Source organism: Rhizobium sp. BK049 (assembly GCF_014193135.1).
Lineage (GTDB): Bacteria > Pseudomonadota > Alphaproteobacteria > Rhizobiales > Rhizobiaceae > Rhizobium.
Genome location: NZ_JACHYV010000001.1, coordinates 399,813 through 422,674, shown reverse-complemented (window position 1 = coordinate 422,674; position 22,862 = coordinate 399,813). Strand labels below are relative to the sequence as shown.

Sequence of the window (22,862 nt, the reverse complement as noted above, 5' to 3'; positions counted from 1 at the left end):
CACCGCAGCTTGCGACGGGCGAAGGCGCGTCGTCCTTCCGGAAGCCAAGAGGCCCACAATCAAAGAGGCCTAAATCAAAGAGGTATGTTCATGGACGCCGTTGTCGCAGTCACCCATCCGCTCGATCCTCTGAGCCTTGCCGAGATCGCCTCTGCCGTTGCCATACTCAAGGATAGGCAGAAACTCGCAGCCACGTTCCGCTTTCCGATAACCCGGCTGGAGGAGCCGACCAAGGCGGATCTTGCCGCCCATCGCCTGGGCAACAGTCTGCCGCGCCTCGCCTTCATCCTGGCAATGGATATCAGCAACGGCGAGACCTTCGAGGGCATCGTCGATCTGACCGCCGGCAATGTCTCCTCCTATAAGAGACTGCCCCTTGACAAGCTGCCTTATGGCCAGCCGCCGGTCATGCTGTGCGAATTCGAAACCGTGGAAGGCACCGTCAAATCCGATCCGCGCTGGATCGCTGCCGTGAAGAAGCGCGGCATTACCGACCAGGACATTCCGCTCATCCAGATCGATCCTTTTTCCTCCGGCTATTTTGGCCGTGAATTCGAGAAGGGAAAGCGCATAGTCCGCGCCGTGTCCTACTGGCGCGAAGATATCCGTGACAACGGTTACGCACATCCGATCGAGGGCGTCATGGCGGTGGTCGATCTGATCACCAATCGAGTGGTCGATCTCGTGGACGATGAAAAGATCATCCCGGTCCCGAGGAAAAAGCGCAATTATGGTCGCGAAACCTTCCCGGAACCGCGGCCCGATCTCAAGCCGCTGCATATTGTTCAGCCGCAGGGGCCGAGCTTTACTGTCGACGGCTGGAAGGTCGAATGGCAGAACTGGAGTTTCCGTGTCGGTTTCACCCCGCGCGAGGGCCTCGTTCTGCATGAACTCGGAATCAAGGATCAGGGCAGGCTGCGGCCCGTCGTCTTTCGCGCCAGCGTTACCGAAATGGTCGTGCCGTATGCCGATCCGACCGCGAACCATTATTGGAAGAGCGCCTTCGATGCCGGCGAATACGGCCTCGGGCGCCTGGCCAACAGCCTCGAACTTGGCTGCGACTGCCTCGGCCACATTCACTATTTCGACGTGCCGGCGGCCGATGATTTCGGCCAGCCTTTCATCATGAAGAACGCCATCTGTATGCATGAGGAAGATTACGGCATCCTCTGGAAGCATTACGAATTCCGCAACGGTATTTTCGAAGTGCGCCGCTCCCGCCGCCTTGTCATCTCCTTCTTCGCAACTGTCGGCAACTATGATTACGGCTTCTACTGGTATCTCTACCAGGACGGCACGATCCAGCTCGAAGCCAAGCTCACCGGCATCATCCAGACGGCGGCAGTCGCGACCGGCGAAACCTATCCATGGGGCGGTATGGTCGATGACAATCTCGGCGGCCCGACCCACCAGCATTTCTTCAATGCGCGCCTGCATATGGATGTCGATGGCGGTGGCAACACCGTGACCGAGCATGAGTTCGTGCCACGTCCCTGGGGTGAAGACAATCCCTATGGCAATGTCTTCGATACTAGGACTCGCGTGCTGAAGCGCGAACTCGATTCGCCTGCGCTCGCCAATGGCGAGACCGGCCGCTACTGGAAAGTCTCCAACCCCAATATGCAGAACAGTGTCGGCAAAACGCCAGGCTACAAGATCGTCGTCATGCCGTCACCTGTCATGCTTGCCCAACCGGATTCGACCGTTGCCCAGCGCGGCGGCTTCGCCAAGAAACACATCTGGGTCACGGCCTTCGATGCCAGGGAAAAATATGCGAGCGGCGATTATCCGAACGTTCATGCCGGCGGCGACGGCCTGCCGGGCTATGTCGAGCACAACCGCGAAATCGAGAATGCCGATGTCGTGCTCTGGCATTCCTTCGGCCATACCCATGTCTGCAAGCCTGAGGATTTTCCGATCATGCCCGTGGAATATGCGGGCTTCACGCTGAAACCGAACGGCTTCTTCGCATCTAACATTGCCATGGACCTGCCGCCTGATGGAAACGAGGAGAGCGTCGACAATCGTCTGCCGCACTCGCATGAAAAAATCGCAAGCGGTTCCTGCTGCCACACGTAAAAGGCAGCAGAACGCAGGATCATGCCCGCATGATAGTGTGTGTCAGGTCCTAGGAAAGGTCCGGTCGTTCCGCGAGGACTTCGCGGTCCGTCTTCCCCGAGGCCAGAACCTCCTTGCGAAATCAGCCGCACACTCATAGCCAATTGTCGGGTCAATGGCGTTGCGGCAGAAGTGCTGGCTTCCAGATGCTTACGGCAGTCGCATGACATTGACGTTGCGGGCCGCATCGATGGAATAATCGGTGCCGTCACGCTGCGCGGCTCTCAAAGAACGCTCAATTCCAATCGTCAAAGGCGGTTCCATATATGCCTTGTATGCCCCAGACACTGAAATGGCGGGTCAGCGGTTCTGCCACAGCGGGAGCTTTCGAGGGCAGTAGTGTGCGGCTTGTTGCTATGGCGTTCACGTTTGGCCCAGTAAAATCGCTTAATGTATCGAAGGGAACTTTTTCAAAAGACTCCAGATAGCGCCGTTGCGATTCTCCTTGTCACAACCCGCGACACTGGCCGTTGGACGATTCCTAAAGGATAGCCGATCAAAGGCCTCGCTCCGCATGAGTTGGCGGAAAGAGAAGGGTGGGAAGAAGCAGGGATCAAAGGACGAGCTAGAAGCGGGCCTTTGGGCACTTCATTTAAGTCAAGGCGCTCGACGACGGGCGGAAGATCCCTGCATTCGTGGAAGTGCATCTGCTCGAGGCACGCGGCGCCAAGAAGCGATTTCCGGAATACAAAGAACGCACCCTCACCTGGCTCGGCCTGCGGAAGCTGCCGCTCTGGTGAATGAGTCTGAATTGCAAGGATTGTTTCGCCGCATGGAACGGCGCAAAGACCCATCGGGCGAGATGGCATGATCGCTGGTTTGATCATCTGCGCCTCGTTGACGGCCGTCGATCGGCTTGCTGGGCGAAAGTGTTCCGTTCGTCAGCGGCATCGACACGCCGGAAATCGGGAGGCACGCGAAGTGCCTCAAGGAACGGAAGCTGGCGCTGATCGCCAAGGGAAGGCTGAAAGAGCTTTTGGCCGAAAAGGGATTGCGCGTCGTGTTCAGCGGCGCGGTGGACCATACGCCATCGCACCGGCCGCTCGTCAAACATCTATCGAACGACTGGGGAAGAGATCGGGAAGAAGCTGCTCAGGGAAGGCTTCGCCCGGACATGGCACCCGAAACAGCGGAACGACTGGTGCGAGTAAGGCAATTGGGTACCCAACAAGATTAGCGAGTTAAGGCTAATTGACCCTCTCGAAACCCATGTCATGCTAATGGGGTTGTTTGTCCCCCCAGTGATAGACCCTGCTTCTTTGGCCCCCGCTCGCGCGGGCTTTTTTTTAGGTGCGAAGCTAACGAAGCCGGGAACTTTCGATGTCTCACATTGTTCGATGACTGGAACTTTCCCTTCTTTGCGCGCGGACGCGCCATGCGTCATTTGGCACGTCCGCTCCCTACACGCCCCGCTATAATGCGGGGCTTTTTTTTCGCTAGGCTGCGGAGCTCTTCTTGGTCCGGCACCGTACAGGAACTGCCGCGACAGAACCGGGTTACCTCACCGAATCGCGGGAGGAGGGTCACTGCGCAGCGACCAGGCCGAGAGCCTGTTCACCCGTTTCGGGCCTTCCTCGATCGAACTCGATTTGCTGATGGCAGCCAAGCGCCGCGCGCCTGTTCTGCCGGACAGAATTGCCGAATAACGCCTTTCACGAACGGAATCGATAGATGAGCGACAGACGCCATGAGTGGATCAGCAAACGGGCCTATGCGATCTGGGAAGAACAGGGCCGCCCTAACGGCCGGGACAGCGAACATTGGCGCCAGGCAGTCGCCGAGCGCGATGCGCTGGAACGCACGCAGGCCTCCGTCGACGGACGTGAAGTGCTGGTGAAGTTCCGTCCGAAGCCGCAACGGCCGCAACTGCCGCGCGACAGCTGGCTCACTCCAACCGCCAAGGCCGGCTGATCCAACGGCCAGCGGCGTTTCCGCGCCCACGCTGATTCCGCCTCTGCGGTCGGCGTCCGCGAGCGTCCTCCGGGGCCGTCTCAGATAAGCCTTTTGGATAAATATTCGGCGTAGCCTAGCGCTGTTACAATCATCGCGCGAAAACGCGGAGATGGGGCATGCGTCAGGGTTATCACGTTCCGCAGAAGAAATCCTTGCTGCTAAGGGCGCCAGGGTTGGTCATCGGCACCGTCGCGTTTGGTGCGGCCGGCGGCTGGACCGCGAGCGACATGCTGGCCTCATGGAGCGCTTCTGGCGGCTCCGGACTTTCCTGCAGGATCAAGGGCAACATCTCCATTGACACGGGCGAGCGCATCTTCCACGTGCCGGGGCAGAAATACTACGCACAGACGAAGATCAGTCCCCAGTATGGCGAACGGTGGTTCTGCTCGGAATTCGAAGCGTGGGCTGCCGGCTGGCGAAAATCGAAATCGTAGCGAGCGGAGACAAAGAGGCCGCTTACATAGCGGCCCCCATTTTGGAAGCGCTTGGCTCCGTTCAGCCCGCGCTTTTAATACTTGTGTTGCAGAGGCTCCAATAGCCGCCACCTTTCTGGATCCATTTCAGATCGCCGAGCGTGCCCGCTTCCTTGGCGGCGTGATAAGCATCAACGCAGGTGTGCAACCGTCCCTTGGCAGGCGTTTCGCTCGAGTATTTCTTGTCGACTGCCTTCGGGAACTTCACGCTTTTTGGGGCAGCAGTCGTAGGCTTTTCCGGCTCTTTCTCGGTTGTTTTTGCGACATCCGATTCGTCTTCTTTGTCAGCGGCGGCAGCGTCCGCGCCACAGAATTTCGCGCGGAAATCGTTCCATTTCATGTCTTTGGCAGAGCCGGGGCTTTGGCCGCCTGATATTTTGTACTGCATTCCTTCATCGTCAGCGCATGTGCCGGCGACGACATCATGAAAGCAGCCACAAGAGAGCCGGCAGCGGAAAGAAGAAGTTTGTGAGAGATGCGATATGACTTGGTCGATGCAACGAAAACCCCTGACACGCTCCTTGGTACGTTGGCCATATACTGCAAACGGTTACACCCGCCGAATGAACCTCCGATGAACGTTGATATGGCTCAAATGTCAGTCACCCGCGTTCCCTTTACAGGAGGTGCCGCCCAGCGCACAGGAGATGCGTTTGCTTGGGGTAAGCATTAATCGCTGGGCGGCCGCATGTATAATAGGAGATATTCGTTTGGCTCCCAGTTGATTCTTGTTTCAGATTAGCGCGACACAATCACATTTTTTTACAGAGTGTTCTGTAGCTCTAAATGATAAAGTATTACTTATTGTCATTATAGAGAATTTCGAGAAATATTGTTGCGCGGCGCCTAAGTGCGCAATGCCTACAAAATAACCCCATGTGCTCACCCCGCGAGAATGCGGGGCTTTTTTGTCTGGCATCTACTTAAACCAAATACAAACCGCCGCTCTCTATAGCCAGACTTTAGTCCGTCTTTTTCTCGGTAAGATTCAAACTAGATTTTCTTCATCCTTGTCGAGAGGACGCCAGGGAGGTTTTTGCAATGTTGCTGTGTATCCAGTCAGAACCTCCCTGGCGAAGCAAATAACACCTTCGTTGCCAAGCTGAGGTCAATTATCTCCAACGCCGTAGCGGAACCTAGCCAGTCCCTCTTCGTTGAAGTAACGGGAAAGCACGGGTGTTCCTCCTGTGCGATCCGTGTTGTCAAGACTTGCCCCGTTTCGGCGGGGCTTTTTTGTGTCCGGCATCATACCGGAACCACATTGGGACAATGAGGTTGACTCACCGGATCGCGGGAGAAAGCCAGTTGGTTCCAGTTCGCGTAATGCCTTCCTCTTACGGTCCACTGTTGGGTCGTGCGGAGTCAATTTACCGGTCAGCTCCCAAGCGACGCTCCGCACGGCTCGACGCCTCAAGACACCTGCCAGATCCATCGCGTTCCCGCCCTGCCTTCAGCATAGGAGAGTGAGGCGTTATGATCCTGTCCCAAGTATTCCAAACCCAGAGCGCATTGAATGAAGCCGAAGTGGCCCTTTGCCAGCGGGTCTTCGATCACGTCGTATCGGTGAAGAAGATCACCTCGGACCCGCAGCGCCAGGACCTAGCCTCTCGGATCATTCAGTCCTATCAGCACGGCGTGAAGGATGAGGACAGTTTGTTGAGCCTACTTATCGATGTTCGATCGTAGAACCGGACCACCGACCCCACGCCCCCTTCAATCTTACCGGTCTTTGATCGTCTGACGACGAGCACCCCTTCGCCCCAAGATATATACGAGAAAGGTCGCGCCAGCTGGCGAGCTACCACAGCAACGACCTCCTCCGGATTAAAGAAGACGACCGGGGCATTGCCCGCGTATTCGAATGACACCTACCTCTCTTCGCCATCACGCAGCGGTCTGCACCCCGAGAGCAGCCCTGGTGGCACGGCGCATGCGTGCACCATGGGTACGTACACCTGGCAGAGTTCGGTAGATATCGAGATAATCGCGCGCCATGCGCTCTGCAGAAAAGCGCTTTTCGAACGTTGCGCGAACTCTGCGGCGGTCCAGGCGCAGCGCTCGGTCGATGTTTTCCACGGCTTCGGTGACTGTATCGACGATTATGCCGGAGACACCGGCGTCAATCACTTCCGGTACGGAACCGCAGCCGAACGCAATGACTGGGGTGCCGCATGCCATAGACTCGATCATCACCACTCCGAAGGGTTCTGGCCAGTCGATCGGGAACAGCAATGCACCGGCATTGCCGAGAAACTCCGCCTTTTGATGTTCGTTGATCTCTCCGACGAACTCCACGTTTTGATGGCTCTTCACCATAGGCTCGATCACGGTTTCCCAGTAATGCTTGTCGACATTGTCGATCTTCGCCGCGATCTTCAGGGGGATCCCTGCTTTAGCAGCGATCTGGATGGCTCGATCGGGTCGCTTCTCCGGCGAGATGCGCCCGAGGAAAGCAAGATAGTTTCCTTTCGGCTTCGCGGTGAAGGGTAGAATCTCGTCCGAGATCCCATGGTAAACGGTGCCGGCCCAGTTGACCGGCGGCATGGGCTGTCGCTGATTGTTTGAGATTGACACCAGCGGTATGTCCGGGAAGGCTTGGTAGAATGTTCGAAGGTCCGGTAGATCCAACCGTCCGTGCAGCGTCGTCACGGTTCGGTCTGCGAAGTCCATAATCAATGGGAAATGCAGCAGATCAATGTGGAAGTGTAGGACATCGAATTCGTGTGCCCGGCGGCGAACCTCCTCCAGCATGACAATATGGTGCGGCACGTGGTCCCTGACTGCAGGATTGAGACGCAGGGCGATGCGCGAGCACGCTACCAGTTTGGCGTCAGTAACAGAGTCGCCGCTGGCGAAAAGCGCGACCTGGTGGCCCTGACGGACCAGCTCGTCTGTCAGATAAGAGACGATGCGCTCCGTTCCGCCGTAAAGCTTCGGTGGGACGCTTTCAGCAAGGGGTGCGATCTGGGCGATCTTCATCGGAAAGCCTCCTCCAATGAGCAAAGATTTGACGTTTAGTACTAGCTCGCATCCTCTTGGATGCGGCGCGATCATCAGATGTAGAACTTGAACTGATGCGCCGCGTTCCGTAATCCTTTTCCATTAGCCGAGTTGGCTTGAAACGATGAATCGGGGGCCGCGACGGTTCCTTGGCTGATGAGGATCAACGAGATGGGTTTGACGCCGTGAAGTCCTTCAAACTCTTCAACGCATCGAATTTCATGAGGCGTCGTGTCCGCCCGCAAGGCGGCTGATACGACCGCTGGGCTAAGTTGCGCCGCGCAAACGAGTCGTTTGGACCTCGAGACAGGCAGCATCCTGGCGTCTTGTGAGGAAAACGATCCCAGCGCCATCGAAAGAAGCTCTCCTTCGATACTCGAAAGACGCATTCTGTCGCCGTGCCGATTGGCGGACGACGACCATTTGCACATAGAGGCCTTCTTCGGTCTAAATGAAAAGTTTTCGAACCGGGTCGTGCCGAACTATGCATTGATGACAGAAACACTCACGAGGAGAGGGTGCGAGGGTGAAAGCACTGTGGCCGGAGGGAAGCATCCATCACTGGTGGAGAGGCTGCATGATTTCAGCTATCTTTGTTTCGAGTGATCGTCGGCTTAGCTAGCTTGTACCCGCAGGTTAGTGGCGCAGTTCGATCGCGAGGTGATCAGGCATCCCTCAGAGAAGGAGTGCTACAGGTAAGGTATCCTGACGAGAAATCGCAGGCTTTGTTCGATTGAGCGGATATGGCTGTCGGGGCAGGGATTCGAACCCCGCGTCACAGCTCGAAAGCTGGAAGCAACCTCGGACACCCGAGGATGAGGAGAGCGCCACGCTCCGATTACGCTTACGCCCGACTACCGCATTAACTCCCCGGGCCTTGTGTTTGTTCCTTCGTCGCGGACCATACCAATAAGAACATGAGGCAGTCGAAAGCTGCTGAGCAACCTGCAAGAGTAACCAATCCGCCCGCCAACTAGATTGCTGCCACCGTGTCCCTGGTGCGAACATCCCCCTCATAAATGCCGACGACTGCCCCGTTGCAGGAATTGCGGTGGCAGGTCACGCTCCTCGCGTCTTCAGACCGCACCATCTGCCCTGGTTAGGAGAACTGGTGCAGAACCTCCGCACCAGCTCCGAGCACTCCGGGATCAACCGTCTTCTTTGACGCGATAGGCATCCGGAAGGATGAAAATCTCGTCGGCACGTCCGTATCCGCCGTCCTTCACTTCCTCGATCAGTACCATTGTGTGTGGCCGTGCCGCCTCGGAGAAGTACTCCACCAGCATGTCGGTGGCGCGGTGCACGATTTCCTCCTTCTGGGAGCGGCTAAGCGCGCCCTCAGGTGTCTTTATGTTAACGAATGGCATTGGACTCTCCTTTCTTGTGGGTTCTGCTTCAGATCATGCCGCCATTGGCGCGTAACACCTGACCGTTCACCCAACCGCCTTCCGGGCCGGCCAGGAAGGAAACGACTGAGGCAATGTCATCCGGTTGGCCCAGGCGCCCGAGCGGGATGGTGCCGACGATTCTCTGGACCAGTTCGTCGGGCTTGCCGGACATGAAGAGTTCGGTTTCGACGGGACCGGGCGCCACCGCATTGACGGTAATGCCGCGCCGGCCGAGTTCCTTCGCGGCGACGTGCGTGATCGCCTCGACGGCGGCTTTGCTTGCCGCATAGACGCCGTAAGTCGGCCCGTAAGCGCCGACGACGCTTGAAGAAAAATTGATGATGCGCCCACCATCGCGGAGCCGACGGGCTGCTTCGCGAACGGCGCGGAATGTCCCTGTGAAGTTTGTGGAGATCTGCTGCTCGAAACTCGCGTCGTCCATATCGGCAATCGGAGCCAGCTTTATGATGCCGGCATTGTTGACCAGTATGTCGGTCCCGCCGAAGCGCTCGTCGGCCGCGCTGAACAGATCGGCAGCTGCGGCCGGAGCGCTAATGTCAGCCTGCACTGCGAGAGCCTTCCCCCCGCCCGATTCAATGTCTGCGACGACCGCATCAGCCGCCCGACGGCTCTTTGCGTAATTCACCACGACGGCGATGCCGTCTTGCGCCAGCCGAAGCGCAATGGCTCGGCCGATCCCTTTCGATGCGCCGGTGACGATAGCGACGCGCTGCCCTTTGATGCTCATTGTAACCTTCTCCTTTATGACGGAACAGGAGATATCGATGGTGTCCCGGGAGAACAATCCTCCAACATTTGACATAAGAATTCGTCTGTGGTGAATAAAGATATGGATCGGCTTGACCGCATGCAGCTCTTTATCCGGGTCGTTGAGCGGCGTAGCTTCGCCGCGGCGGCGTCCGACCTTGGGCTTGCCCGTTCCACGGCCACCGAGGCAATTAAAAAGCTAGAAGGCGATCTCGGCGTTCGCCTTCTTGAGCGAACGACCCGGCATGTCGCGCCGACATTGGACGGCGCAGCCTTCTACAGGCGATGTGTTGCGATCCTCGCGGAGGTGGACGAGGCGGAAAACGTCTTCCGAGACATGCAACCGCGCGGCCTGCTGCGCGTCGACGCGCATCCTTTGCTGACACGCACATTCCTGTTGCCGCGACTCAATGAGTTCCTCGATCGGTATCCTCTGCTGGACCTGCAGATCGGGCAGGGCGACCGGCTGGTAGATCTCGTCAGGGAGGGTATCGACTGCGTCATCCGCGCCGGAGAGATTTCAGAAAGCGGCCTCATCATGCGTCGCCTCGGGATGATCGCTGAAATCACCTGTGCCAGCCCAGCCTATATATCAAGGCACGGAATGCCACGCTCCCCAGACGCGATGGAGGGGCATCGCGCCGTTGGTTTCATATCCTCCCGTACCGGGCAGATCATGCCTCTCGAGTTCACGGTCGGCAACACTGTCCGTTTCGTATCCTTGCCGTGCCGGCTGACGGTCAACAACTCTGACACCATGACCGATCTCGCCCGCCTCGGCTTCGGCCTCATTCAGGCGCCGCGTTACCGCCTCCAGCGGGATCTGGACGAAGGGACGCTGGTCGAGGTCCTTGCCGACTATCTTCCTCCGCCGACACCGCTTACCGCGCTCTATCCGCAGAACCGCCAGCTTTCGCCGCGGGTGCGCGTCTTCCTCGACTGGATCGTCGAATTGTTCTCCAAAGCTGCATTCTGACGGTCGGGCGCGATCCCAATATCCAGCTATCTCCGGAGAGCTGCCAAGACCGATGGCCCGCTCCGTCGAATAGCTAATCGAAAGGAGCAACAAGCAAGGTTTACGCCTTAGAGGTATGGGAGGGCGTCGGCCTTCTCGCGCGACATGACTTTCGCCAAATGTCGCTCATCCTGCCTCGATGCGATTGAAATTGTCGAAAAGCGTCTTTGGCAAGCGGCGTGTCCTTACCGCTCCATACGGGATTAAAGCTGATCTTGCAGCTCATCCGTAGAGCTGGTCACCTCATTTCACGCCAGTTCCGGAGGAGTCGAGTCGCCAATTCGATCGGCGTCCGACCTGCCACGGGTAATTTCCTTGAGATTGGATTAGAGTCCGGCCTCTTGAAGGACGGACAAATGAAAAAGCAGAGATTTGCTGAAGTCCGGGGTCAGGAATTTGCTTTCCGTCGTTCTCACCTCCTTCGGCGGCATTGGCCCGGAGCCGAGTCGCCGAATCGTAAGCCAATCTTCAGTGTGGAGGTGAAGTCGGGACATGACACATTGAATAACCGGCAAGATCGTAAGATCGTTCGGCATACCATTGGAGGCTCATTCAACCCAGCCAATACCTCGCTCCCGGCCCTTTGCGCCCTGCCACGTCGGCAGGGTTCGCCAAGCGACATCGGTCGATCGACAGGCAGCCGCAACCGATGCATTCGCCAAGACCGGACCGTAGGCGCTGTAACTCGGCTATGCGCTGGTCGATACGCTTTGCCCACGCGCTCGACAGCCGCGACCAATCCCGACGTGACGGTACGCGATCGGCCGGCAGCTTAGCGAGCTCTGCGCCGATCTCCTCAAGCGTCAGCCCGATCCGCTGTGCAAAGACGATGAAGGCGATCCGCCGCAATGCGGACCGGTGGTAGCGTCGGTGTCCCGAGCCGGCGCGCTCCGATGCGATCAACCCACGCTCCTCATAGAAGCGCAGAGCTGATGAGGCAACGCCGCTGCGTCGCGACACCTCGGTGATGGTCAGCATCGGATCCATGCATAAATAAAAGCACGAAGCTCTCTTGACTTCAAGTTCACTTGAACTTGTAGCAGTTACGCGTACCCATTGAAGGAGCACCGCAATGCAGGCGAATATCGATCTTCAAGGACTTCGCGTAGGGATCACCGGCGGCACTTCCGGCCTCGGGCTGGCGCTTGTGCGGCAGCTTGCAGAGAAGGGTGCGAGCATTGCCTTCGTCGCCCGCACCGCCGCGAATGTGGAGCGCGTCGCAGCCGAGACGGGCGCGTTTGGCATTGTCGCCGACATCGGCAAGAAGGAAGATATCTATCCGATCGCGATGCAGATCAGTGCCAATCTTGGCGGGGTCGACGTCCTGATCAACAATGCATCGAACCTCGGTCCTGTGCCTCTGGCGCTTCTTGCCGACACGGAGTGCGAGGAGCTGGAGGCGGCGCTCGCTGTCAACCTTCTTGGCGTCTTCCGGCTGACGAAAGCCCTGTTCGGTGCGCTTGCCGCGTCCGCGCGCGAGGGCCGCGGCGCGCTGGTGATCAACATCTCCAGCGACGTGGCGGTCAACGCCTATCCCGGCTGGGGCGCATACGGCGCGGGCAAGGCAGCGCTTGCCCATCTGACGGCAATTTGGGACGAAGAGTCGAAGCCAGATGGAATAAGATTCCTTGCGCTCGACCCTGGCGATATGGACACCCCGCTGCACGCGTTGGCGCTCCCGGACGCCGATCCTTCGAGCTTGAAAGACCCGGAGCTGGCCGCTGCCGAGATTCTCGAAACGATGATCGAGGCGTTGTCGGCTCACGCTGCGCTTACCGCTGGAGCCCGGGCGTGATCGCCGCTGATCGCCTCGATCGGCAATCGGCCAGGCTGTTCGTCGTTGGGGCGGACGGCTCGATGCGCGACGTGCCGCGGGCTCACCTCGGGACGTTATTCGATCCTGGCGATCTGGTTGTCGCCAACGACGCCGCGACCTTGCCTGCCAGCCTACACGGCACGCATCTCCAATGCGGAAAGGCGATCGAGATCCGCTTAGCGGGCTGGCTGTCAGCTTCCGCTCCAGTCCGCTTCGTGGCGATTGCCTTCGGCTCTGGCGATCATCGCACCCGCACGGAAGATCGGCTGCCGCCGCCTGCGCTGTCATCAGGCGATCGTCTCCAGCTCGGCTCACTTGAAGCCAATGTCGAGCGCGTTCTCGACCATCCTCGTCTTGTCGAGCTCAGCTTCCAGGGCACCCGAGCAGCCATGTTTGCAGGACTGGCGCAGCATGGCAGGCCGATCCAATACGCGCATGTTCCCGAGCCGTTGGCACTATGGGATGTTTGGACGAGAATTGCCGCCCGGCCGGTCGCGTTCGAGGCGCCATCGGCTTCCTTCGCGCTCGACTGGCGCACACTGCAAGCTTGGCGTCGTCGCGAGATCGGTTTTGCAACACTCACGCATGCCGCGGGCATTTCTTCCACCGGCGATCCCGCACTCGACTCGCGCCTTCCCTTTGACGAGCCTTACCACATCCCTGAATGCACCGTGGGGCAGGTAGCGCGGGCGCAGCTCAGAGGCAGCCGCATCATCGCGATTGGCACCAGCGTCGTGCGCGCACTTGAAGCAGCCGCCGAGCCCGATGGCAGCCTGCGTGCCGGAGATGGTATTGCGACAGGGCGCATCGCACGGAGCACTCCGCTCCGCGTCGTCGATGCGGTTCTCACTGGTGTCCACCAGCCCGGCGAAAGCCATTTCGAGTTGTTGCGCGCCTTTGCCGACGATGGCCTGCTCGCCAGCGCCTCCGCAGCTCTCACCACATGCCGCTACCGTGCGCATGAATTCGGCGATTCGATGCTCCTCAATCGTCAACAGCGGCTCTATCGCGCGAACCTTCCCGGGGCACATGATCATCGATCTTAAGCTGCAGATGCTGTTGGAGTTTTATTCCGGCCACCGCTGATACCTTCTTGAGAGTTATTCGATCGATAGGACAGTTTGCATCGCCGTGCCTTGGCTGGCTCGCCGGCGCTGAAGCGTGGCGTCAGGTCGGTTCGAACATCGGCTCGAGCAGGGTGGTGCTCGGCGCCATCATGATCAATGGCAGGATCTAGCAGGAAGCCGACCTGGAACATCTCGTCGCTCAGCAGCTCCTCGATCTCTCGGCCGATCTGCCTTGCCTGCCGGGCGCGACAGAGAGTTCCGGCCGCCGACCGGCCGCGGCGGCGACGAGTTCGCGCACGGCTCTCTGGGCAGCCCGGATTCTCGCGAACGGTCGGCGCCGGGCTTCGGCTGAGAGATATGTTTATGCCGGACCTTTGATATCCATAGCCAGAGAACAAGGGCAGGAATTTTCAGTAGATTTGCTGCTGACTAATGATAGCCACTGCACCGCGGTGATTCGATTGCCATCAACTGCAAGCAGATGCTGAATGACGGGTTTGGTTCTGCTCTCATCAAGGCGACAGAGACCGGATAATCCGAAAAGTCGGACTATTTTGGTGTTTAGTTGCGGGGATGGGCGGGCTTATGCAATGAAGCGCCTGCCTTTTCGGCCGCCGCCTGCAGACGCTTGTCCTTGGTCCATAATGCCGCTCGCCGATCAAGCAGTATCGAGGCGAGCAAGTGGGCATCGGTATAGCCGATGCCCATACTGAAGATGCCGTGACGGTCGATCATTGTCATCACTTCGTCGTGCGTTGCGACGAACGCTTGGCGCTGGGCTGCCAGAAATGTAATCACACGCTCGCGATCTCGAAGGCTGCCAAGTCCCAGTTCGCCGACCACAGCCGGATGGCAGAGTAGAAGATCGTGCTCAATGATCGTCCGAAGCTCCGCATCAACTTGGCGAAAATGATCGATCCATATAGAAGTGTCTGCCAGTATCACTTGGCCGCCGCGCTCCGGCGACGTGGAGCTGCCTCCGCATCGGGCATAGTTCCACCGAGCGCGATCAGGCGTTTTCCGGACTCTACTCGGATAAGCGTCTCCAACGCCTGGCGGACGAGAGCGGCGGTTTCTTTTGTGCCGGTCAGGGACTTGGCTCTTTCCATAAGAGTATCGTCGAGATTGATAGTCGATCGCATCGTCTATTATCCTTGTACTGATGTTTTAAATAGCACCATTTGGTGACAAAATCTACGCCTAGATCCCGCGTTGATACCTCCGGCGTCATGACAACAATCGAGCGGCGACCTTCGCCCGAGATAATCCGATCTGACCAGCATGGCGCGATCGTCTACTGTCACAATCAAGCCGGATTGAGGAACTCCTACCGGGGAGGGTGCTTGGACTTTTGTAGTTGCGTTTGTAACCAATCCATACAGTTCAGAGAGGACCAGGGCCGTTCTGGTACAGAAAATACAGAGCGGATTGCGGCGCACGAGCGCAAGCGAAGTGGCAATTTGTGGTCTGGTCTCGCCTCATCCGGTAACACTGATCGAAAAAGGAAATAGGTGCCCCAGCCAGCTATTCCTGACTGACTTGTGCCTCTGAAGGCAGTCTGAGAGAGTTGCCGCGGGCAAAATCCACGAAGGCACGCAGCGGCGGCGGCATCTGACGCCGGCTGGGATAATAAAGGTGGAAGCCGGGGAAGGGGGGTGTCCAATCGTCAAGCATGCTGACCAGCCGGCCCGCGGCGAGATGTTCCGCCACGTGATGATCGAAGAGATAAGCTATCCCGACACCATCCAGCACGGCCCGCAGCATCAGGTCGTTGTCGGTAGTGCTGAGCGGCCCCGAGACGGCCACTTCGAGCTTCTCGTCGCCGCGTTCGAATTCCCAGAGATAGAGGCTGCCATCCGTCGGCCACCGGGAAGCGATGCAAGAGTGGTCGCGCAGGTCGCGCGGCGTTTGTGGCATGCCGTGGCGCGCGACGTAGCCCGGCGAGGCGATGACGACGAGCCGCATCTCACCGCCGAGCTTTACGCTTACCATATCCTTTTCCACCATCTCGCCTAGTCGGATGCCGGCATCGAAACGACCGGCGACGATATCGGTAAGTTTGTCATCCACAATAATGTCCATGATGATATCGGGATAGGCTGCATTGAAGGGAGCAATCAACGGCGCCAGCGTGTGGACGATCGCGACCCGCGGTGCGGTGATGCGCAGGAGACCGGCTGGCTTATCGCGCAGCGCCGCAACATCCGCCACCGCCCGGTCGAGATCGGCAAGCGCGGGCACTAGTCCGGCAAGCAATCGCTGGCCAGCCTCGCTCGGCGCCACGCTGCGTGTCGTGCGGTTGAGCAGACGGATTCCCATTCGTTCTTCGAGTGTGCGGATCGTCTGGCTGAGTGCGGAGGCCGACATGCCGAGCCGGGCAGCCGCGCGGGCAAAGTTGCCATGTTCGGCAACTGCCACGAAAGCCCTGAGTTCCGCATAATCGCTGCCGCGCATTATGTTCTCTTTGCTAAAGAAGGCATGTCGATAATGTAGCATTGTTATCAGTATCGGCAAGGCGCATCTTCTGTCTGCAACACAGGAGATTTATCCGATGTCAGATGAAACAACCAACACATTGTCCCTTGACCGCTATCGTCTCCTCGGCCGTTCCGGCCTGCGCGTCTCGCCGCTCTCACTCGGCGCCATGACCTTTGGAACCGATTGGGGCTGGGGCGCCGATGAGCAGGAATCGCGTCGCATGTTCGACGCCTATGTCGATCGCGGCGGTAATTTCATCGATACTGCCAACCAGTATACAGGCGGCACCTCGGAAAAACTCGTCGGTCGCTTTGCCGAAGGCCGCCGGGACGAGCTTGTCATCGCCACCAAATATACTATCACCTCGCGCCCGAAGGATCCGAACTCCGGCGGCAATCACCGCCGCAGCATGATCCGCTCTGTGGAAGACAGCCTGAAGCGGCTGAACACCGACTACATCGATCTCTTCTACCTGCACGCCTGGGATTTCACGACCTCCGTCGAGGAGGTCATGAGGGGGATGGACGATCTCGTCCGTGCCGGCAAGATCGTCTATGCTGGCATTTCCGATACGCCGGCCTGGCAGGTGGCTCGTATGCAGACACTGGCCGACCTGCGCGGCTGGGCGCCGCTGGTAGCACTGCAGATCGAATACAGCCTTATCGAGCGTACGGTTGAGCGTGAGCTGATCCCGATGGCGCGTGAGCTCGGCCTCGGCGTCATCCCCTGGTCACCGCTCGGCATGGGCATTCTGACCGGCAAATATACCCGCGCCGATCTCGACATCGGTGCCGGTACCGCAAGTGCGGTCGGCACCCGCAAGAATGTGGCTGCCGGCAACGGCTCGCTGACCGAGCGCAGCCTCGTCATCGCCGATGTCGTAAAGCAGGTTGCGGCCGAAATCGGCAAGTCGCCGGCGCAGGTAGCGATCGCCTGGACGCTTACCAACCCTGCCGTGACTTCGCCGATCATGGGTGTGAAGACAATAGCCCAGCTTGAAGACAATCTCGGTGCGCTCGATGTCGTATTGTCTGATGAGCATCGCACTCGCCTCGCCGAAGCCAGCGCCATCGTTCTCGGCTTCCCGCATGATTTCCTCGCCAAGCCACTGACGCGCGGCGTCATGTTCGGCGAAGTGACCATCGAGCCCCGACGCTGAGTACGATCGTTCGACGCAGAAAAACGCGGCGACGGTCGAAGAATCGATCGCCGCTGCCATACACCAGCGACTGAGTTCGGCGCCTTGTCGTAACGTCCAGCTCAGGCCAGTACGCCTTGAACGTGGTGCAACTCGCGCGACGATTTCAACGCCGGAGGGCTCCGATTGCTGCCGCTCCGATGTGATAGCTTACGACGCCAGTGATTGCTTTGGTGTGCGATGCCGGAGTTTGAAAGCTTGGTTGTTGAAGGCAAGACGCTGCTGACCGCCGTTACGATGTCGGCCGCAGTTGCTTCCGTGCCGAGGGTAACTGTCGCGCCGACCCGCTGACTGTTTGGCGCCTCCTGCTGGCGCCGATGACTCTGGAGGCGAGGGGCGGGACGACTGAACAGGATCCGCGACGAGTACGTCCGCCACTCCGATCTCGACGGCGGTGTCCATCGCCTGGAATCCAGTATCAAGGATCTTCGCGAAAAGCACCGTGAGACTTCGAAGGAGACCACCCGAAGGCTCGATGCCATCATTGCGTCACTGGCGAAAAACAACGCCTGAGAAACATCGAAAGTGTCGGGCCGCACGGAGACATGCTTGGAGAGCACTTCACTGGCAATTGCTGCACGACCCGACTCTTAGGTGGGCGGATTGCAAAGAGGAAGGCATTCCGCTGCCAACAAAGCGGCTGATCAATGTATCTGAGACCAGAGGCAAGCCGCTGGCCGTTGGATCAGCCGGCCTTGGCGGGCGGGGTGAGCCAGCCGTCGCGTGGCAGGCCCGGCCGTTGCGGCTTCGGGCGGAACTTCACCAGCACTTCACGTCCGTCGACGGAGGCCTGCGTGCGTTCCAGCGCGTCCCGCTCGGCGACTGCCTGGCGCCAATGTTCGCTGTCCCGGCCGTCAGGGCGGCCCTGTTCTTCCCAGATCGCATAGGCCCGTTTGCTGATCCACTCATGGCGTCTGTCGCTCATCTATCGATTCCGTTCGTGAAAGGCGTTATTCGGCAATTCTGTCCGGCAGAACAGGCGCGCGGCGCTTGGCTGCCATCAGCAAATCGAGTTCGATCGAGGAAGGCCCGAAACGGGTAAACAGACTCTCGGCCTGGTCGCTGCGCAGTGACCCTCCTCCCGCGATCCGGTGAGCTAATCTAGTTCTCTGCCTGCAGTTCCCGTACGCTGGCGGACAAAAGAAGGGGGATAGGTGGAAGCTGATGGGTCTTGGAGGGTCAGGTATTCTCGAAATAGGGGCGTCGGCGCACACCTTCATCCTTACAAAGTTCGGCACGGTGGCAATGGCGTGGGCGACCCGAAAATAGCGACGGCTGACCAAAAAAAAGGGGGCCCCGCCGAGACGAGGCCAGTTGTGATGTGGGAAAGAAGGGATCATGACGCCCTTAAAATTTTCGGTAGGATCGTCCGTTTGGAACAGACGTTCCTAATATACGTTGTAGGAAGCCTGCCCACGGAGGACGCCATGATCAGCATCTGGGACGCGAACGTCCAATTGAAGATAGATGATCGTGTTCACGTCATCAGGAACGCTAGAGAGGCGGTCGCATTCTTGAAGAAATACTGGCCCGACAAGAAAAACGCGAGCTATGCGACAGCGTGGAAGGTATGCCTGGACGCGGCGCATGGCGTTGTTCCCGATACGGAAGCGCGATCTGCGTTTGAGGCTGCGGCAAAGGAGGCCGGTATCCTTCAACAAACTTGAGGTCGCTTCGTTTGAAGTGAGAAACTGGATAATGCCGCCATCGGCCATCATGCGGCATTCGGCCGTGCGAAGCACCTCCGAGAGAACTGGGAATTACCTCCGCACGGCCCAACTCTGGTTTGGATCTCTAAGAGGACGGGCCCGTCGCGAGAACCTTCCTCGCGCGGTCCAGTGAGCCAACCTAATTCTTTCTCTACTGTTCCCGTACGATGCCAGACAATAGAGGGCCCCGTCGAAGCGGGGGCCAAGGCGTGCGTACGGAAAGATCGGATCCAGATAGCTGTAAACGCAGTAACGCAACACGATCAGCGCATGGTCATGGGAGAGAAAGCCCCGCGCAAAAGCGGGGCAGAAAGGTAGGGGGTGTTTTGATGCGCCACTTGTGCGTCGCGCAAATAGCTTGCCTATTATTATCTTTTTGGCAATAAACTACGCTATTGACAAATACATAATTTAAGAGACGGGACGGGCGTTAATTATTGGTCATTGCCCAGCATCGGTCCAGACATTACATGATCGCGAGGCGCGGAAGCAAAAGCCGAATGGCTACTCCCCCTGGCGTCCATGATCGCTGGATATCAATTTTAAGGCTCCGTGCTATCCTTTGCTCCAGGACGCTTCCAAAGCCAGACGGAGCTTGAGTGGGGTCCGTAATCGACGGTCCGTTCGCTTCAAGCCAAACCAATTCGATGGTGTCGGGCGAAATTGCAGTGGCGATCTGGACGGTACCCTCGCTGACAGAGAGCGCGCCGTACTTAGCCGCGTTCGTCGCGAACTCGTGAAACAACAGCGCCAGAGAGCTGATCTTCGCTGGACCTACCTCGACGTCCCCGCCGCTCAGCGTCCATTGCCGGTTACCATAAGGTGCAAGGACATTCGAGAGAAGCTGAAACAGCGTGGCTGACTGAACTTCGACGGCCTGTTCGGTTAGACTTGGCAGCGTTATCTCGTGCGCTCGGGCCAGAGCCATGAGCCTCTCTTGGGTGCTGGCGGCGAGATCGCCGGGCGTTGCTGCGGTCCGGGCACCGAGAGTGATAATGCTGCTGATGATCGCGAACAGGTTTTTTACGCGGTGATGCATTTCCCGGAGGAGCAGTTCTCGGTGTTCGGCTGCCCGTCTCCGCTCCGAGACGTCGCGGGCAATCTTGGATGCTCCGATAATTTTGCCATTGCCGTCTCTGATCGGGGAGATCGTCAAAGAGATGTCGATGAGTTCGCCGTCTTTGCGGCGTCTTACGGTTTCAAAGTGATCGACGCGTTCACCGGATTGGATTCTGCTAAGTATGGCGGGCTCTTCATCGAGGCGATTATCCGGGATAACAAGGGTGATGGGCTTTCCTATTGCCTCGTCTGCGGTATATCCGAAAATTCTCTCGGCGCCTTTGTTCCATGTCGTGACAATGCCGGACAAGCTCTTGCTGACAATGGCATCGTCTGACGATTCGATAATGGCCGCAAGAAAGGCCGCCGCATCATAAGCAGGCGATGCAGGCTCGGCGGTAGCCGGTTTTTCTCGATCACCCAAACCCATCTTCGCCCCTGTTTGATATTTGATAAAGCCATCTCTCACGGTCGAAGATTATAGCATATCGCATTGCCGTTCAGTCGAAATGAATCCTCAAGCGCGGCTGCAAACCCGCGCGATCAGCAATGCAAGCTCATCACCAGAAATAATGTCATAAGATTTGTTGTTGCCGTGAACAAAGACCTCTAGGGCGTCGAGCTGGTCAGCGTGCTCGCTCGCATATTCTATAGCTTGCCTGAGAGAATCGAAGGTCTTGTTCGGAGTGTGGATTAACCAGCTATGAACCGTGCACGGAGTTGTCGTATAGACAGAGATTTTGTCCATCATTGAACACCGGTCCATCTGTGATGCAATTTAGGAGATTAATATATACCCCTGAGCAAACGATCATACCAACCGCAAGATGCAATCTGGTTGCTAATTAGTTAACGAAAAAGCCCCGCAGCCTTGCGGGCAATTCCCTCTCCCGATATCTCAGAACCAAAATGCCCCGCAGTGTCACCCTCGAGGCCGTCAGCGAGGCGCACAGGTCGATATGGACACCCGGCTGCACGCGTTGGCGCTCCCGGCCGGCGATCCTTCGAGCTTGAAAGACCCGGAACTGGCCGCTGCCGAGATCCTCGAAACGATGATCGAGCGTTGTCGGCTCACGCTGCGCTTACCGCTGGAGCCCAGGCGTGATCGCCGCTGATCGCCTCGATCGGCAATCGGCCAGGCTGTTCGCCGTTGGGGCGGACGGCACGATGCGCGACCTGCCGCGGGCTCACCTAGGGACGTTATTCGATCCTGGCGATCTGGTTGTCGCCAACGACGCCGCGACCTTGCCTGCCAGCCTACACGGCACGCATCTCCAATGCGGAAGGGCGATCGAGATCCGCTTAGCCGGCTGGCTGTCAGCTTCCGCTCCAGTCCGCTTCATGGCGATTGCCTTCGGCTCCATTTCGAGCTGTTGCGCGCCTTTGCTGACGACGGCCTGCTCGCCAGCGCCTCCGCAGATCTCGCGGGATGCCGCTATCGTGCGCATGAATTCGGCGATTCTATGCTGCTCAATCGGCAACCAACTGCTTTATCGGCGCGAACCTTCTCCCTCAGGCCAATGATCGTCGAGCATAGCTGCACATGCTTTTGGGGTTTTATTCCGACCACCGCTGATGCCCTCTAGAGTGTCAGCGCCTTCTATCGTCTTCTCGTCACAGTCTATAGGACGAGCGGTAGGCTAGATGGCGATCGAACAGTTATTGTCGTCTTCGATCGCGGTGCTCCCCGTGGGCAGGCGCGAGGATAGCGTGGGATTCTGCACGGTTCAGCATGTTGACCAGTTCTTCGCCCTCATCGGCGGTAAGCATGTCCATAACGAAGCCGTGGACGAGAGCTTTCCGGTCTGAAACCGTATCGATTACCGTCCAGTAGATGTTGAGGTTCTTCTGCAGGGCGTATCTCTGGTTTTGCATGGATGATACCTTTCCTCGATCTTTCGGTTACTCGCGTTGCATCAACATCGATCACGTTCGTCCAATGGTAGGGAGGCGCGGACCCGACGCAGATTCTTGCAACGAGACGCGATAACGTCCGTCCTGTCGCTGTATGTTTTTTCAGCTGGTAAGAGGATAGAGCCGACGGGCTTCGGAACGTATTGCCGAATGAGATAAGCGACCAGCCGAATTGGCGCCCCGACTATCCACCGGTGGCAGACGACCGATACTTTGGTCTAGATGGTGAGTTTACTTGACCCACGCCGGCTTCGTCGTCGATCCGAGGCTGTCCGCCATCCGGACCAGGTCAACGAGAGATCTCGCCTGCATCTTCTGCATGACGTGGCCGCGATGAACCTTGACGGTCACCTCACTCAGGCCCACTTGAGCAGCGATTTGCTTGTTGACGCTACCCGCGACCACCAGGTTCATGATCTCGCGCTCGCGCGGCGTCAAGGAATCATAGCGGGACCGAAGCTCGGCAATGAGCGCGACTTCCTGCCTGCGAGCGCAATCGCGCTCGATCCCGGCATAGGCGGCATCGAGCAATTCCTGCTCGCGCAGCGGCTTCGTCAGGAATTCGATAGCGCCGGCTTTCATCGCCCGCACAGAGATCGGAATGTCGCTGTGGGCGCTGATAAAAATGACCGGAAGCTCAATTCCAAGGGAAGTGAGCATGCTCTGAAATTCCAGGCCGCTCCGCCCCGGCAGCCTTACATCGAGAATGATGCAGCCCGGAACGTCGGGGCGCTTACTATCCAAAAACTCCTGGCTGGAAGCGAATGTCAGTACGTCAAGTCCAACCGAACGCAGCAGATCGCCGAGGCCTTCGCGGACGGATGCGTCATCATCAATGATGTAGACAATCTCCTTCATCCATGTCCCCAAGTTTTGCGCCGGTCAGGCGGCGCCCCGGACATGGAT

The 22,862-nt window shown here is 58.2% G+C and carries 25 protein-coding genes and 2 pseudogenes; 13 read left to right on the top strand and 14 right to left on the bottom strand.

The window, feature by feature from the left end; translation table 11 throughout:
- The first annotated feature begins 90 nt into the window (after positions 1-90).
- The 4 genes from FHT70_RS01970 (at position 91) to FHT70_RS01955 (ending at position 4,505) form a co-directional block, all read left to right on the top strand.
- Positions 91-2,079: a primary-amine oxidase gene (locus FHT70_RS01970; protein WP_183698501.1), complete on the top strand. Its 1,989-nt coding sequence runs from the start codon at positions 91-93 to the stop codon at positions 2,077-2,079.
- 895 nt (positions 2,080-2,974) lie between these two features.
- A complete protein-coding gene (locus tag FHT70_RS01965; RefSeq protein ID WP_348649508.1) occupies positions 2,975-3,295 on the top strand; it encodes a hypothetical protein in 321 nt (106 codons plus the stop codon).
- Positions 3,296-3,789: 494 nt separating this feature from the next.
- A complete protein-coding gene (locus FHT70_RS01960; protein ID WP_183698498.1) occupies positions 3,790-4,029 on the top strand; it encodes a DUF2934 domain-containing protein in 240 nt (79 codons plus the stop codon).
- A 158-nt stretch (positions 4,030-4,187) separates the two neighbouring features.
- The gene (locus FHT70_RS01955; protein ID WP_183698496.1) at positions 4,188-4,505 is read left to right on the top strand and encodes a succinoglycan biosynthesis protein exoi; all 318 of its coding nucleotides are present in this window, start codon (positions 4,188-4,190) and stop codon (positions 4,503-4,505) included.
- Between the two features lie 61 nt (positions 4,506-4,566).
- Here FHT70_RS01955 and FHT70_RS01950 read toward each other — a convergent pair.
- Positions 4,567-5,021, bottom strand: a pseudogene (locus FHT70_RS01950) (hypothetical protein).
- Between the two features lie 996 nt (positions 5,022-6,017).
- Here FHT70_RS01950 and FHT70_RS01945 point away from each other — a divergent pair.
- Positions 6,018-6,230 carry a hypothetical protein gene (locus FHT70_RS01945; RefSeq protein ID WP_097601415.1) on the top strand — a complete coding sequence of 71 codons (213 nt, stop codon included), beginning with the start codon at positions 6,018-6,020 and terminating at the stop codon, positions 6,228-6,230.
- 198 nt (positions 6,231-6,428) lie between these two features.
- Here FHT70_RS01945 and FHT70_RS01940 read toward each other — a convergent pair whose 3' ends face one another.
- The 4 genes from FHT70_RS01940 to FHT70_RS01925 form a co-directional block, all read right to left on the bottom strand.
- Positions 6,429-7,523: a glycosyltransferase family 4 protein gene (locus tag FHT70_RS01940; protein WP_183698494.1), complete on the bottom strand. Its 1,095-nt coding sequence runs from the start codon at positions 7,521-7,523 to the stop codon at positions 6,429-6,431.
- A 74-nt stretch (positions 7,524-7,597) separates the two neighbouring features.
- Positions 7,598-7,933, bottom strand: coding sequence for a hypothetical protein (locus tag FHT70_RS01935; protein WP_183698493.1), 336 nt, complete (start codon positions 7,931-7,933; stop codon positions 7,598-7,600).
- Between the two features lie 759 nt (positions 7,934-8,692).
- Positions 8,693-8,911 carry a 4-oxalocrotonate tautomerase family protein gene (locus tag FHT70_RS01930; protein ID WP_085781858.1) on the bottom strand — a complete coding sequence of 73 codons (219 nt, stop codon included), beginning with the start codon at positions 8,909-8,911 and terminating at the stop codon, positions 8,693-8,695.
- A 28-nt stretch (positions 8,912-8,939) separates the two neighbouring features.
- On the bottom strand, positions 8,940-9,680 hold the full coding sequence (locus tag FHT70_RS01925; RefSeq protein WP_183698492.1) for an SDR family oxidoreductase: 741 nt from the start codon (positions 9,678-9,680) through the stop codon (positions 8,940-8,942).
- Positions 9,681-9,782: 102 nt separating this feature from the next.
- On the opposite strand from FHT70_RS01925, the gene FHT70_RS01920 reads away from it, so the two are divergent.
- Positions 9,783-10,676 carry a LysR family transcriptional regulator gene (locus tag FHT70_RS01920; protein WP_183698491.1) on the top strand — a complete coding sequence of 298 codons (894 nt, stop codon included), beginning with the start codon at positions 9,783-9,785 and terminating at the stop codon, positions 10,674-10,676.
- A 591-nt stretch (positions 10,677-11,267) separates the two neighbouring features.
- On the opposite strand, the gene soxR is transcribed toward FHT70_RS01920, so the two are convergent.
- Positions 11,268-11,702, bottom strand: a complete 435-nt coding sequence (soxR, locus tag FHT70_RS01915) for a redox-sensitive transcriptional activator SoxR (RefSeq protein WP_183698490.1) — start codon at positions 11,700-11,702, stop codon at positions 11,268-11,270.
- A gap of 85 nt (positions 11,703-11,787) precedes the next feature.
- On the opposite strand from soxR, the gene FHT70_RS01910 reads away from it, so the two are divergent.
- The 3 genes and pseudogenes from FHT70_RS01910 to FHT70_RS30195 form a co-directional block, all read left to right on the top strand.
- Complete coding sequence (locus FHT70_RS01910) at positions 11,788-12,510, top strand: SDR family NAD(P)-dependent oxidoreductase (protein WP_183698489.1); 723 nt, start codon at positions 11,788-11,790, stop codon at positions 12,508-12,510.
- Positions 12,507-13,577, top strand: coding sequence for an S-adenosylmethionine:tRNA ribosyltransferase-isomerase (locus FHT70_RS01905; protein ID WP_183698488.1), 1,071 nt, complete (start codon positions 12,507-12,509; stop codon positions 13,575-13,577). Before FHT70_RS01910 ends, FHT70_RS01905 begins: the two co-directional genes overlap by 4 nt.
- 152 nt (positions 13,578-13,729) lie before the next feature.
- A pseudogene (locus FHT70_RS30195) lies at positions 13,730-13,976 on the top strand (hypothetical protein); the annotation flags it as partial.
- A 183-nt stretch (positions 13,977-14,159) separates the two neighbouring features.
- On the opposite strand, the gene FHT70_RS01900 reads toward FHT70_RS30195, so the two are convergent.
- The 3 genes from FHT70_RS01900 to FHT70_RS01890 all read right to left on the bottom strand — a co-directional run bounded on the left by FHT70_RS01900 (position 14,160) and on the right by FHT70_RS01890 (position 16,052).
- Positions 14,160-14,543: a type II toxin-antitoxin system VapC family toxin gene (locus FHT70_RS01900; RefSeq protein ID WP_183698487.1), complete on the bottom strand. Its 384-nt coding sequence runs from the start codon at positions 14,541-14,543 to the stop codon at positions 14,160-14,162.
- The gene (locus FHT70_RS01895; RefSeq protein WP_085781850.1) at positions 14,540-14,740 is read right to left on the bottom strand and encodes a type II toxin-antitoxin system VapB family antitoxin; all 201 of its coding nucleotides are present in this window, start codon (positions 14,738-14,740) and stop codon (positions 14,540-14,542) included. The genes FHT70_RS01900 and FHT70_RS01895 overlap by 4 nt, the downstream gene beginning before the upstream one ends.
- Positions 14,741-15,122: 382 nt before the next feature.
- Positions 15,123-16,052, bottom strand: a complete 930-nt coding sequence (locus FHT70_RS01890; RefSeq protein ID WP_183698486.1) for a LysR family transcriptional regulator — start codon at positions 16,050-16,052, stop codon at positions 15,123-15,125.
- Positions 16,053-16,149: 97 nt separating this feature from the next.
- Here FHT70_RS01890 and FHT70_RS01885 point away from each other — a divergent pair, with 97 nt between their 5' ends.
- Positions 16,150-17,235 (top strand): aldo/keto reductase, encoded by a 1,086-nt coding sequence (locus FHT70_RS01885; RefSeq protein ID WP_183698485.1) that lies wholly within the window; start codon positions 16,150-16,152, stop codon positions 17,233-17,235.
- Positions 17,236-17,959: 724 nt separating this feature from the next.
- On the opposite strand, the gene FHT70_RS01880 is transcribed toward FHT70_RS01885, so the two are convergent.
- Positions 17,960-18,199: a DUF2934 domain-containing protein gene (locus FHT70_RS01880; RefSeq protein WP_097601405.1), complete on the bottom strand. Its 240-nt coding sequence runs from the start codon at positions 18,197-18,199 to the stop codon at positions 17,960-17,962.
- A gap of 502 nt (positions 18,200-18,701) precedes the next feature.
- Here FHT70_RS01880 and FHT70_RS01875 point away from each other — a divergent pair.
- Positions 18,702-18,941 (top strand): DUF982 domain-containing protein, encoded by a 240-nt coding sequence (locus tag FHT70_RS01875; protein ID WP_097601403.1) that lies wholly within the window; start codon positions 18,702-18,704, stop codon positions 18,939-18,941.
- Between the two features lie 508 nt (positions 18,942-19,449).
- On the opposite strand, the gene FHT70_RS01870 is transcribed toward FHT70_RS01875, so the two are convergent.
- Both FHT70_RS01870 and FHT70_RS01865 read right to left on the bottom strand, forming a co-directional pair.
- The gene (locus FHT70_RS01870) at positions 19,450-20,472 is read right to left on the bottom strand and encodes a PAS domain S-box protein (protein ID WP_183698484.1); all 1,023 of its coding nucleotides are present in this window, start codon (positions 20,470-20,472) and stop codon (positions 19,450-19,452) included.
- Between the two features lie 87 nt (positions 20,473-20,559).
- Positions 20,560-20,793: a hypothetical protein gene (locus FHT70_RS01865; protein WP_246721686.1), complete on the bottom strand. Its 234-nt coding sequence runs from the start codon at positions 20,791-20,793 to the stop codon at positions 20,560-20,562.
- A gap of 208 nt (positions 20,794-21,001) precedes the next feature.
- Here FHT70_RS01865 and FHT70_RS01860 point away from each other — a divergent pair, with 208 nt between their 5' ends.
- On the top strand, positions 21,002-21,157 hold the full coding sequence (locus FHT70_RS01860; protein ID WP_183698483.1) for a hypothetical protein: 156 nt from the start codon (positions 21,002-21,004) through the stop codon (positions 21,155-21,157).
- A 52-nt stretch (positions 21,158-21,209) separates the two neighbouring features.
- Positions 21,210-21,566 carry a hypothetical protein gene (locus tag FHT70_RS30190; protein WP_246721684.1) on the top strand — a complete coding sequence of 119 codons (357 nt, stop codon included), beginning with the start codon at positions 21,210-21,212 and terminating at the stop codon, positions 21,564-21,566.
- Between the two features lie 135 nt (positions 21,567-21,701).
- Here FHT70_RS30190 and FHT70_RS01850 read toward each other — a convergent pair whose 3' ends face one another.
- Positions 21,702-21,917: a hypothetical protein gene (locus tag FHT70_RS01850; protein WP_097601157.1), complete on the bottom strand. Its 216-nt coding sequence runs from the start codon at positions 21,915-21,917 to the stop codon at positions 21,702-21,704.
- Positions 21,918-22,187: 270 nt separating this feature from the next.
- Positions 22,188-22,814 (bottom strand): response regulator transcription factor, encoded by a 627-nt coding sequence (locus FHT70_RS01845; protein WP_183698482.1) that lies wholly within the window; start codon positions 22,812-22,814, stop codon positions 22,188-22,190.
- Between the last annotated feature and the right edge of the window lie 48 nt (positions 22,815-22,862).

What these genes read in the sequence shown, in the direction of transcription:
- FHT70_RS01970 (WP_183698501.1), top strand. Translation starts at nt 91, where the DNA reads ATGGACGCCGTTGTCGCAGTCACCCATCCGCTCGATCCTCTGAGCCTT.
- FHT70_RS01960 (WP_183698498.1), top strand. Translation starts at nt 3,790, where the DNA reads ATGAGCGACAGACGCCATGAGTGGATCAGCAAACGGGCCTATGCGATC.
- FHT70_RS01955 (WP_183698496.1), top strand. Translation starts at nt 4,188, where the DNA reads ATGCGTCAGGGTTATCACGTTCCGCAGAAGAAATCCTTGCTGCTAAGG.
- FHT70_RS01945 (WP_097601415.1), top strand. Translation starts at nt 6,018, where the DNA reads ATGATCCTGTCCCAAGTATTCCAAACCCAGAGCGCATTGAATGAAGCC.
- FHT70_RS01940 (WP_183698494.1), bottom strand. Translation starts at nt 7,523, where the DNA reads ATGAAGATCGCCCAGATCGCACCCCTTGCTGAAAGCGTCCCACCGAAG.
- FHT70_RS01935 (WP_183698493.1), bottom strand. Translation starts at nt 7,933, where the DNA reads ATGCGTCTTTCGAGTATCGAAGGAGAGCTTCTTTCGATGGCGCTGGGA.
- FHT70_RS01930 (WP_085781858.1), bottom strand. Translation starts at nt 8,911, where the DNA reads ATGCCATTCGTTAACATAAAGACACCTGAGGGCGCGCTTAGCCGCTCC.
- FHT70_RS01925 (WP_183698492.1), bottom strand. Translation starts at nt 9,680, where the DNA reads ATGAGCATCAAAGGGCAGCGCGTCGCTATCGTCACCGGCGCATCGAAA.
- FHT70_RS01920 (WP_183698491.1), top strand. Translation starts at nt 9,783, where the DNA reads ATGGATCGGCTTGACCGCATGCAGCTCTTTATCCGGGTCGTTGAGCGG.
- soxR (WP_183698490.1), bottom strand. Translation starts at nt 11,702, where the DNA reads ATGGATCCGATGCTGACCATCACCGAGGTGTCGCGACGCAGCGGCGTT.
- FHT70_RS01910 (WP_183698489.1), top strand. Translation starts at nt 11,788, where the DNA reads ATGCAGGCGAATATCGATCTTCAAGGACTTCGCGTAGGGATCACCGGC.
- FHT70_RS01895 (WP_085781850.1), bottom strand. Translation starts at nt 14,740, where the DNA reads ATGCGATCGACTATCAATCTCGACGATACTCTTATGGAAAGAGCCAAG.
- FHT70_RS01890 (WP_183698486.1), bottom strand. Translation starts at nt 16,052, where the DNA reads ATGCGCGGCAGCGATTATGCGGAACTCAGGGCTTTCGTGGCAGTTGCC.
- FHT70_RS01885 (WP_183698485.1), top strand. Translation starts at nt 16,150, where the DNA reads ATGTCAGATGAAACAACCAACACATTGTCCCTTGACCGCTATCGTCTC.
- FHT70_RS01880 (WP_097601405.1), bottom strand. Translation starts at nt 18,199, where the DNA reads ATGAGCGACAGACGCCATGAGTGGATCAGCAAACGGGCCTATGCGATC.
- FHT70_RS01875 (WP_097601403.1), top strand. Translation starts at nt 18,702, where the DNA reads ATGATCAGCATCTGGGACGCGAACGTCCAATTGAAGATAGATGATCGT.
- FHT70_RS01870 (WP_183698484.1), bottom strand. Translation starts at nt 20,472, where the DNA reads ATGGGTTTGGGTGATCGAGAAAAACCGGCTACCGCCGAGCCTGCATCG.
- FHT70_RS01865 (WP_246721686.1), bottom strand. Translation starts at nt 20,793, where the DNA reads ATGATGGACAAAATCTCTGTCTATACGACAACTCCGTGCACGGTTCAT.
- FHT70_RS01860 (WP_183698483.1), top strand. Translation starts at nt 21,002, where the DNA reads ATGGACACCCGGCTGCACGCGTTGGCGCTCCCGGCCGGCGATCCTTCG.
- FHT70_RS30190 (WP_246721684.1), top strand. Translation starts at nt 21,210, where the DNA reads ATGCGCGACCTGCCGCGGGCTCACCTAGGGACGTTATTCGATCCTGGC.
- FHT70_RS01850 (WP_097601157.1), bottom strand. Translation starts at nt 21,917, where the DNA reads ATGCAAAACCAGAGATACGCCCTGCAGAAGAACCTCAACATCTACTGG.
- FHT70_RS01845 (WP_183698482.1), bottom strand. Translation starts at nt 22,814, where the DNA reads ATGAAGGAGATTGTCTACATCATTGATGATGACGCATCCGTCCGCGAA.